The sequence below is a fragment of the Azospirillum oleiclasticum genome, assembly GCF_013423485.1.
In the GTDB taxonomy this organism is placed as follows: domain Bacteria; phylum Pseudomonadota; class Alphaproteobacteria; order Azospirillales; family Azospirillaceae; genus Azospirillum; species Azospirillum oleiclasticum.
This window is the reverse complement of sequence record NZ_JABFFR010000024.1, coordinates 1-9671: the sequence shown is the minus strand read 5'-3', so window position 1 is coordinate 9671 and position 9671 is coordinate 1. Positions and strand designations below refer to the sequence as shown.

General features: G+C 68.6%; 9 protein-coding genes. 6 read left to right on the top strand and 3 right to left on the bottom strand.

Going from position 1 to position 9671, the window contains the following annotated elements:
- Positions 1 to 163 precede the first annotated feature (163 nt).
- From HL658_RS22865 to HL658_RS22850, 4 genes are all read left to right on the top strand, one after another.
- Positions 164 to 349, top strand: coding sequence for a DUF2065 domain-containing protein (locus HL658_RS22865; protein ID WP_180282969.1), 186 nt, complete (start codon positions 164 to 166; stop codon positions 347 to 349).
- A 330-nt stretch (positions 350 to 679) separates the two neighbouring features.
- Complete coding sequence (locus tag HL658_RS22860; protein WP_343055289.1) at positions 680 to 2122, top strand: DegQ family serine endoprotease; 1443 nt, start codon at positions 680 to 682, stop codon at positions 2120 to 2122.
- 94 nt (positions 2123 to 2216) lie between these two features.
- On the top strand, positions 2217 to 3020 hold the full coding sequence (locus tag HL658_RS22855) for a 16S rRNA (uracil(1498)-N(3))-methyltransferase (RefSeq protein ID WP_180282970.1): 804 nt from the start codon (positions 2217 to 2219) through the stop codon (positions 3018 to 3020).
- A gap of 17 nt (positions 3021 to 3037) precedes the next feature.
- Positions 3038 to 4402 (top strand): glutamate--cysteine ligase, encoded by a 1365-nt coding sequence (locus HL658_RS22850; RefSeq protein WP_180282971.1) that lies wholly within the window; start codon positions 3038 to 3040, stop codon positions 4400 to 4402.
- A 59-nt stretch (positions 4403 to 4461) separates the two neighbouring features.
- On the opposite strand, the gene HL658_RS22845 is transcribed toward HL658_RS22850, so the two are convergent.
- Positions 4462 to 4629, bottom strand: a complete 168-nt coding sequence (locus HL658_RS22845; RefSeq protein ID WP_180282972.1) for a hypothetical protein — start codon at positions 4627 to 4629, stop codon at positions 4462 to 4464.
- 1 nt (position 4630) lies between these two features.
- Positions 4631 to 4810, bottom strand: a complete 180-nt coding sequence (locus HL658_RS22840) for a CsbD family protein (RefSeq protein WP_180282973.1) — start codon at positions 4808 to 4810, stop codon at positions 4631 to 4633.
- Positions 4811 to 5294: 484 nt separating this feature from the next.
- Between HL658_RS22840 and HL658_RS22835 the strand changes: the two genes are divergently transcribed.
- A complete protein-coding gene (locus tag HL658_RS22835) occupies positions 5295 to 7904 on the top strand; it encodes a glycosyltransferase (RefSeq protein ID WP_246337804.1) in 2610 nt (869 codons plus the stop codon).
- 94 nt (positions 7905 to 7998) lie between these two features.
- On the opposite strand, the gene mepK is transcribed toward HL658_RS22835, so the two are convergent.
- A complete protein-coding gene (gene mepK, locus HL658_RS22830) occupies positions 7999 to 8586 on the bottom strand; it encodes a peptidoglycan L,D-endopeptidase MepK (RefSeq protein ID WP_180282974.1) in 588 nt (195 codons plus the stop codon).
- Positions 8587 to 8939: 353 nt separating this feature from the next.
- Here mepK and HL658_RS22825 point away from each other — a divergent pair.
- A partial coding sequence (locus HL658_RS22825; RefSeq protein WP_246337803.1) for a L,D-transpeptidase family protein occupies positions 8940 to 9671 on the top strand: 732 nt, incomplete at its 3' end.

Below are 9671 nucleotides of genomic sequence, written 5' to 3'. Positions count from 1 at the left end.
CCCGCCGCTCCCGCGGCCGCGCCGACCGCCACCGCGCAGCAGCCGGAGCCGGCCGCCGCGCCGACGACACAGCAGTAGCGTTCCCCCTCCCAAGCCCCCGTCCCGACCATCGGGGCGGGGGCTGTTCCGTTCAGCCCTTCCCTCGACCGAACCCACCTCCCCCATGACCGATTTCCTGACCGCCCTGGCGTTGGTGCTGGTGATCGAAGGGGCGCTCTACGCGCTCTTCCCAGGTCCCATGCGACGTGCGGTCGAACGGGTGCTCAGCGTGCCGGAGGGCCAGCTCCGCACCGCCGGGCTGGTCGCCGCGGCGCTGGGCGTCGGCGCGGTGTGGCTGCTGCGGGGATAGGCGGCCACCCCGCCGTCACCCCGTGTCGCCATCTCCGGTTCTGGCAGTAGACCGGAGCGCCATTTTCCGGCCATACTCGCCTCCGCACACTGCATCGCTGATGCGGAATCGGGGGATGGCGGCGGCGTTCGCTTGAAGGCAGGGCGGGCGCGGCCTACATCCGCTTTCCGTATCGGGTGTGCGCCGCCGCTCGCGTTCCGTGCGGAACGCGGCGGGACGTCTGGCAGGGAGAGAGCTTCCGTGATTCGCCACCTTGTGTCTTCGCTCGCCGTTGCGGTCCTGATCGACCGGCGCGCCCGTTTCGACCTCCGGGCCGCACTGGCCCCGCTTGTGCTGGTCCTGGCGGTCGCCGTGTCCGGCCCGGCCTTCGCCCAGGGCCGCGCCCCGTCCAGCTTCGCCGATCTGGCGGAGAAGCTTCTGCCCGCCGTCGTCAACATCTCCACCAGCCAGGCCCAGCCGCAACGCGGCCCCGGCCAGCGTCCGGAGATCCCGCAGTTCCCGCCGGGCTCGCCGTTCGAGGAGTTCTTCCGCGACTTCTTCGACCGCCAGCAGCCGCAGCAGGACCAGCAGCCGCAGCGGCGCGCCACCTCCCTGGGATCGGGCTTCATCATCGACGCCAAGGAAGGCTACGTGGTCACCAACAACCACGTGATCCAGGACGCCGACGAGATCACCGTCATCCTGCAGGACGACACCAACATCAAGGCTGAGCTGATCGGCCGCGACCCCAAGACCGATCTGGCGCTGCTGAAGATCAAGACCAGCCACCCGCTGTCAGCCGTGCCGTTCGGCGACAGCGACGCCATGCGCGTCGGCGACTGGGTGGTGGCGATCGGCAACCCGTTCGGGCTGGGCGGCACGGTGACGGCCGGCATCATCTCGGCCCGCCAGCGCGACATCAACGCCGGCCCCTACGACGATTTCATCCAGACCGACGCCTCGATCAACCGTGGCAATTCCGGCGGCCCGATGTTCAACCTGAACGGCGAGGTCATCGGCATCAACACGGCGATCTTCTCGCCGTCCGGCGGCTCGGTGGGCATCGGCTTCGCCATCCCGTCCAACCTCGCCAAGACCGTGGTCGCGCAGTTGCGCGAATACGGCAAGACCCGGCGCGGCTGGCTCGGCGTGCGCATCCAGGCGGTGACGCCGGAGATCGCCGAGAGCCTCGGCCTGCAGCAGCACAAGGGCGCGCTGGTCGCTTCCGTCACCCCGAACGGCCCGGCCGCCAATGCCGGCATCCAGGCCGGCGACGTCGTGGTGAAGTTCGACGGCAAGGACATCAACGAGATGCGCCGCCTGCCGCGCGTCGTCGCCGAGACGCCCATCGAAAAGGCCGTGCCGGTCGAGGTGTGGCGCAAGGGCAAACCCATCAACGTGCAGGTGAAGGTGGGCGAACTGGAGGCGGCCGAGGCGTCCGGCCTGCTCGCCAACGCGCCGGAGGAGACGCAGCGCCCACAGGGTGCCGCGCCGAAGACCACCGAGGCGCTAGGGCTGAAGCTCACCGGCATCACCCCGGAGTCGCGCCAGCAGTTCGAGCTGAAGCCCGAGCTGAAGGGTGTGCTGGTGACCGAGGTGCAGGGTGGTTCCACCGCGTCCGAGAAGGGCATGCGCCCCGGCGACGTGATCGTCGAGGTCGGCCAGGAGGAGGTCCGTCAGCCCAGCGACGTCACCGCCAAAATCCAGAAGGCGCGCGAACAGAGCAAGAAGTCCATCCTGCTGCTGGTCGATCGCCAGGGCGACCTGCGCTTCGTGGCGCTTCCGCTCAGCTGATCCGCCGTCTCGGGCGAACCGGTTCGTTGCGACGGCTCCGGCGGGAAACCGCCGGGGCCGTTCGCGTTCACCGGGATCGGAAAGGGAAGACCGTATGCAAGAGCGGCCGAAGACCCGGCTTCATGTGGACGGCGCGCTGGGCGACGGGCTGACCGTCGGGCTCGACCACGAGCGCGCGCATTACCTGCGCCATGTGCTGCGGATGGAGCGCGGCGATCCGGTGGCGGTGTTCAACGGGCGCGACGGCGAGTGGCTGACCCGCATCGACGGGTTCGGCAAGGGCTGGTGCTCGCTGGCGGTGCGGGAGCGGCTGCGGGAGCAGCGGGACGGTTCCGACCTGTGGCTGCTGTTCGCACCGATCAAGCGCGGGCGCATCGACAGCGTCGCGGAGAAGGCGAGCGAGCTGGGCGTCTCCCGCATCTGGCCGGTCTTCACCCGCCACACCGACCCGCACCGGGTCAATCTGGACCGGCTGCGCGCCAACGCGGTGGAGGCGGCGGAGCAGTGCGAGCGGCTGACCGTGCCCGAGCTGGCCGAGCCGGTGCCGCTGGAGCGCGCGCTGGCCGGCTGGCCGGAGGAGCGTGTGCTCTTCCTGTGCGCCGAATCGGGCGGGGCGACGCCCATCGCCGAGGCGGTGCGGGCGAACGCCGGCCGGCCAGCGGCCTTCCTGATCGGGCCGGAGGGCGGGTTTGCCAAGTCGGAGCTTGACGAAATCCGCAATCGCCCCTTTGCTGTCCCCGTCGGCCTGGGCCCTCGCGTGCTGCGGGCCGACACGGCGGCCTTTGCGGCACTCGCCTGCTGGCAGGCCCTGGTGGGGGACTGGATGGCCGGAAGCGGGGTGGATGCCCGACCGCCCGACCGCTCGGCGGCCGATCCCGGCCCGCCGTCCATCCGCTGATTGCTTTCGGAGCGCCCATGTCCGCACCCCCCAAGACGCGCGGCGAACCCGTCACCGACGCACGCCAGCTCGCGGCCCATCTGGAATCCGGCAACAAGCCGGCGGCCGACTGGCGCATCGGCACCGAGCACGAGAAATTCGCCTACCGGGTGAGCGATCTGCGCTCCCTGCCCTACGAGGGAGCGGACGGCATCGGCGCGGTGCTGGAGGGTTTCCAGAAATATGGCTGGGAGCCGGTGACCGAGGGCGGCAACGTCATCGCCCTGACCCAGGGCCTCGCCAACATCACGCTGGAGCCGGGCGGGCAGGTGGAGCTGTCCGGCGCGCCGGTGGAGACCCTGCACCAGACCTGCGCCGAGGTGCACCGCCACCTGCGCCAGGCCAAGGACATCGGCAACGCGCTGGGCATCGGCATGATCGGGCTGGGCTTCCAGCCGAAATGGCGGCGCGACGAGATCCCGTGGATGCCCAAGGGCCGCTACAAGATCATGGGCGGCTACATGCCCAAGCGCGGCACGCTGGGCGTCGACATGATGACCCGCACCTGCACCGTCCAGGTCAACCTGGACTACGCCAGCGAGGCGGACATGGTGAAGAAGTTCCGGGTCAGCCTCGCCCTGCAGCCGATCGCCACGGCGCTGTTCGCCAACTCCCCCTTCACCGAGGGCAAGCCCAACGGCTTCCAGTCCTTCCGCAGCCACATCTGGACCGACACCGATCCGGATCGCACCGGCGACCTGCCCTTCGTGTTCGAGGACGGCTTCGGGTTCGAGCGCTACGCCGACTACGCGCTCGACGTGCCGATGTATTTCGTCTACCGCGACGGCACATACATCGACGCGTCCGGCCAGTCCTTCCGCGACTTCCTCAACGGGAAACTGCCCGCTCTGCCCGGCGAGCGACCGCTGATGACCGACTGGAGCGACCATCTGACCACCCTCTTCCCCGAGGTGCGGCTGAAGAAGTACCTGGAGATGCGGGGCGCCGATGGCGGCCCGTGGCGGCGGCTCTGCGCCCTGCCGGCGCTGTGGGTCGGGCTGCTCTACGACGGGGCGGCGCTGGACGCGGCCTGGGATCTGGTGAAGGGCTGGACGACGGAGGAGCGCGCGGGTCTCCGCCGCGAGGTGCCTCGCCACGGGCTGCGCGCACCCTTCCGCGACGGCACGGTGCGGGATGTGGCGCTGGCGGTGCTGGAAATCGCGCGCGCCGGGCTGACCGCGCGGGCCCGCAACGACAATTGGGGCGACGACGAGAGCCACTTCCTCGACACGCTCCAGGCGATCGCCGAGTCGGGCCGCACGCCGGCGGATGAGCTGCTGGCCAAGTTCCACGGTCCCTGGGGCGGCAGCGTCGATCCGGTGTTCGCGGAGTACGCGTACTAAGCGCACAGCCCTGGCCGCCCCCGCCCGCCATCAAAAGGCGGGCGGGGGCCAAGGCAGGATCACTCCCGCCCGGCCTTGCGCTTGATCTCCTCCCGCTCGCCCATCTCGTCGAACTTCTCCTGGGCGGGCTTGTCGGGGTTGCCGTGGGCCTTGCCGGTCTTGTCGAGCAGTTCGTCCTCGATGCGGCGTGCCTGGCCCGAGGAGGCCTCCTCCGGGCGGGTGGTCATGCTACTTCTCCCCGCGGATGGCTTCCTTGACGTGGCCGGCAGCCTTGTCGAGCTTGCCCTCGGCCTTGTTGGCGTTCCCCTTCGCGACCATGCTGTCGTTGCCGGTCAGCTTGCCGACTTCCTTCTGCACGGTGCCGGCGGCGTCCTTGGCGGCACCCTTGACGCGATCCTTGTCGACCATGGCGATGTGCTCCCGTTGTTTGGCGGTCGGCTGTGCACCGACCATCCCCTCAACAGGCGGGACGGCCCCCGAGTCGCGCGGCCACGATCACGTTTGCGTTATCGCCGCTCCGGAGAGCGGGCGCGAAACGGTGCGCCGCGGTGGGCGCATGACGGCCGGGCGCCGTGCCGGCCTGCGGCGCGTTGGCGCCCGTTTAGGCAGCGGTTGCAGCGCAAGAAAATCTGTATAAAATGAAGGCACGATCGGTAATGGGTCGTTCGGTCCGTGGCATCCGGCCGAACGCGCCGTGAAGGTCGTTCCACGCCCGGCTCCGGCAAGGGCGTCGGGCGGGTTTCGTGGCCGGTTTCATCAACCTGTAAGTGAGTGTGTGTCTGGTTCGGTCCGCGGTCGGTCGGGGCGGCGATTCCGCTTGCGCCGGTCCCGTGGTTGGCGTGGGTGTGCGTCCGGGGCGTCCGAGCCTGCCCTGGGGAAACATGTGCGGGGCATGGCAATTCCTATGCGCAAATCGTCGATTGCGGTTCTGCTCCTGGTGATCCTGGGCAACATCGGACTGTGGGCGTGGTGGAACCGCCCGGTGGCCGAACGCTCCTGGGCCGGCGCCGTCGCCGGCGTCGGTTACACCCCCTTCCACCCGGACAAGAGCCCGACCCGCGGCGACAAGGGCAGCCCGGAGAGCATCGAGAAGGACATCGCGGTGCTCGACGGCAACGTCAAGGGCATCCGCATCTACTCCACCACCGACGGCTCCGAGCACACGGTGCCCATCGCGCGCCGCTACGGCATTCCCGTGACCGTCGGCGCCTGGGTGCAGGGCAAGCCCGAGATCGACGAGCCCGAGATCGCCGGGCTGATCAAGGTCACGCGCGCCAATTCCAACGTGCGCCGCGTGCTGGTCGGCAACGAGGCGATCCTGCGCGCCGACATCACCGTGCCGCAGGCGATCGAGTACATCCGCCGCATCAAGAAGAAGGTCAACGTCCCCGTCTCCACCGCCGAGCCGTGGCACGTCTGGCTGCAGCACCCGGAGTTGGTGGAGGCCGCCGATTTCATGGCCGTGCACCTGCTGCCCTACTGGGAAGGCGTGCCGGTGGACCAGGCGGTCGATTACGCGATGTTCCGCTACAACGAACTGCGCGCCAAATACCCGAACAAACACATCGTCATCTCCGAGATCGGCTGGCCCGCCGACGGCCCGTGGCGCCGCGGGGCCGAGGCGACGCAGGTCAACCAGGCGAAGTTCATCCGCAACTTCCTGAACATCGCCGCCCAGAACAAGCTCGACTACTTCATCATGGAGGCCTTCGACCAGCCCTGGAAGCGCGAGATCGAGGGCTCCGCCGGCACCTCCTGGGGCCTGTGGGACGCCAACCGCGCGCCCAAGTTCCCGATGGTCGGCGAGGTGCTGGAGATCCGCAACTGGCCGATGATGTGCGGCGTCTCCATCGCCATGGCCTTCCTGCCGCTGGTGTTCTTCCTGCGCCGCCGCAACGATCTGAGGATCGGTGGCAAGATCTTCTATGGCGCGATGATCCAGGCGGTGGCCTCGGTGCTGGTCTTCACCTTCACCGCGGCGGCCAACCAGGGGCTGGCGGTGTCCACCGAGATCGCCTGGGGCGTGCTGATCTTCTGCCAGCTCGTGCTGCTGGCGGTGATGCTGATCGACGGGCTGGAGCTGACCGAGGTGGTGTGGCAGGAGCGTTTCCGCCGCAAGTTCCACCCCTGCTCCGCCGCACCCGAGCCGACCGCGCCCAAGGTCTCCATCCATGTGCCCTGCTACAACGAGCCGCCGCACATGGTGATCCAGACGCTGGACGCCCTGGCCCGCCTCGACTACCCGAACTTCGAGGTGCTGCTGCTCGACAACAACACCAAGGACCCCGAGGTGTGGAAACCGGTCGAGCAGTATTGCCGGCAGTTGGGCAGCAAGTTCCGCTTCTTCCACCTCGACAACTGGCCGGGCTACAAGGCGGGGGCGCTGAATTTCGGGTTGCAGCAGACGGCGCCGGACGCCGAGTTCGTGGCGGTCATCGACAGCGACTATCAGGTGCACCCCGACTGGCTGAAGGCGACCATCCCGCATTTCGCCCGGCCGGAGGTCGGCTTCGTGCAGTCGCCGCAGGATTACCGGGACTGGAACCGCGACCTGTTCCAGCGCATGACCAACTGGGAATACGCCGGCTTCTTCCACATCGGCATGATCCAGCGCAACGAGCGCAACGCCATCATCCAGCACGGCACCATGACCATCATCCGCAAGTCGGCCATGGACGCGGTCGGCCATTGGGGCGAGTGGTGCATCACCGAGGACGCCGAGCTGGGGCTGCGGCTGTTCGAAGCCGGCTACGAGGCGGTCTACATGCCGGAAAGCTACGGCAAGGGCCTCGTCCCCGACAGCTTCGCCGCCTACAAGACGCAGCGCTTCCGCTGGGCCTATGGCGCGGTGCAGATCCTGAAGAAGCACTGGCGCGAGCTGCTGCCCGGCGCCAAGAAGCTGACCACCGGGCAGAAATACCATTTCATCACGGGCTGGCTGCCCTGGTTCGCCGACGCCGCGCACCTGATCTTCGGCATGGCGGGGGTGGTTTGGTCCATCGGGCTGCTCGCCTTCCCCAAATATTTCGAGTTTCCGCCCAACGCCTTCATGATCCCGACGCTCAGCGTCTTCGCCTTCAAGGTGGCGGCCAGCCTGTGGCTGTACGAGGCCCGCGTGCGCTGCGGCTTCTGGGACAAGGTGGGCGCCGCTGTCGCCGGCATGGCGCTGACCCACACGGTGGGCCGCGCGGTGTGGCAGGGGCTCTTCACCTCCGGCCGGCCCTTCGTGCGCACGCCCAAGTGCGAGAACCAGCCGGCCTTCATGCAGGCCCTGCTGATGGCGCGGGAGGAGATCGGGCTGATGCTCGGCCTGTGGGTGGCGGCGCTGGCGGTGGTGCTGGTGTTCGGCCACGAGAACCGCGACGCCTTCATGTGGTCGGGCTTGCTGGTGGTGCAGTCCCTGCCCTATCTGGCGGCGCTCATCACCTCGCTGATCAACGCCTTCCCGGAGATGCGCTTCGGCCGTCCGGGGTCGAGCACGGTGGTGGAGGCGGCGGACTGAGCCGCCGCAACCGCGGCACAACGCAAAAGGCCGGTCCCTCGCGGGACCGGCCTTTTGCGTTCAGGGGATCAGGCGACGCCCGCGCCCGGAGGCCTCACCAGGTGCGCACCGGCCCGGTGTCGAGATGAACGAAGCCGCTGCGCGTGTAGACGCCGACACCGCCGGCCTCCAGCGCCTTGCCCTCGGCGGCGATGGCGCGGACGCTGCGCTCATGCATGCGCACGTCGATGGCCATGCCGCGGATGTGATAGCTCTCCTTCGCCACGCCGCGGGTGCGGCGGCGGGCCAGGGCGTTGGTGCGGCGCGAGCGGTAACCACACACGACCTCGAACGGCTCCGTCGTGTCGAGGCGCTGCTGCACCTGCCAGAGCACGTCGAACAGATCAGGGTCGAACTTGCAGATCTGGTTGGCCTTGTGGTCGCGCAGGAGCACGTCGAGTCGGCGCAGCGCGTCCGGAACATAGGATCCGTTGGACCAATAGACGTCGTCGAATCGCTCGTGCGTGTTCCGGCTGACCAGCGCCAGCCGCCGGACGGAACCGCCCGCGGTGAAGGCTGACGCACTATTGGGAATCATCAGCGCCGAAGATCCGGCCGCACAGGCCACGGCGCCAAGAGCAAGTTTCAGGAAAGAGCGACGCTTCAAAGTCTGGTCCGTGTAATCCGTACCCTCGAAGTTCATCCCCTATCTCCCCTCTTTTCTCCCAGACGCAACAAACTCCTTCCCGATGCGCGGCAATTCCGGCCCGGTTTGACATTCAAGTTTGCTGGATGATCCCTGGACGATGAATTGTTGGTTAGCTGTGGCTTGACAGATACAGGGGACGGTATAGGCGAAATGTTACGAACGGGCAACCCGAATTTCATGACATGCGGCAAAACGGTTACGCCATTTTAAGGAGCCAAGCCGATTCGCCCCATCTTCGGGGGTGCGGAAGGGATTAGGTGACGTGCGTCACAGCCAAGTCGCCCCGTCTGCCCTATATTCCCTGTTGAACGACGGGACCATAAGCCGGGACGAACGAGGCCATTGCGATGCTGACGACCAGCGCGACCACATCACGCTCCCTTGCCGTACTGACGCTGGCGGCGCTTGCCATCACCGGACTGTCGGCCGCGGCCTGCGCCCAGGCCCCCACGACCCCGCTCGCCCCGCTCTCCGTCGCCCCCGCGCTGGCCGAGCCGGCGACGCCGGCCCCGGTGCCCGCCTATCCCGCCATGCTGAGCGCCTGGGCCGACCGGCTGGACGCCCGCGCCGCGGAGCTGGAGGCGATGGCCCCGGTCGCGATCACGCGGGTCGGCCCCGGCGGCACCCTGAAGAAGGGCGCCAGCGGTGAGCGCACGTCGCGCCTGATCCAGCGGCTGATCGAGCTGGGCTACCTGACGCCGGAGCAGCGCAGCGCCAGCTTCGACGATCTGGTGGACACCGCCGTGCGCAGCTTCCAGACCGCCAGCAACATGACCCCGGACGGGCTGGTCGGCACCGGCACCCAGCAGGCGCTCGACCGCAGCCCGGCGGAGGCCGCCGGCATCATGCGGCACACCGCCACCTCCATGCGCGCGCTGCGCGACGAGCAGCTGCCCGACGCCGTTCTGGTCAACCTGCCCAGCCAGACGGTCACGCTGGTGCGGGACAGCGCCCGCGTCTTCGACATGCGCGCGGTGGTCGGCCGCCCGTCGCGCGAGACGCCGCTGCTGCGCGACCGCATCACCCACGTGATCGTCAACCCCACCTGGACCGTGCCGCCGACCGTCCTGAAGGAGGAC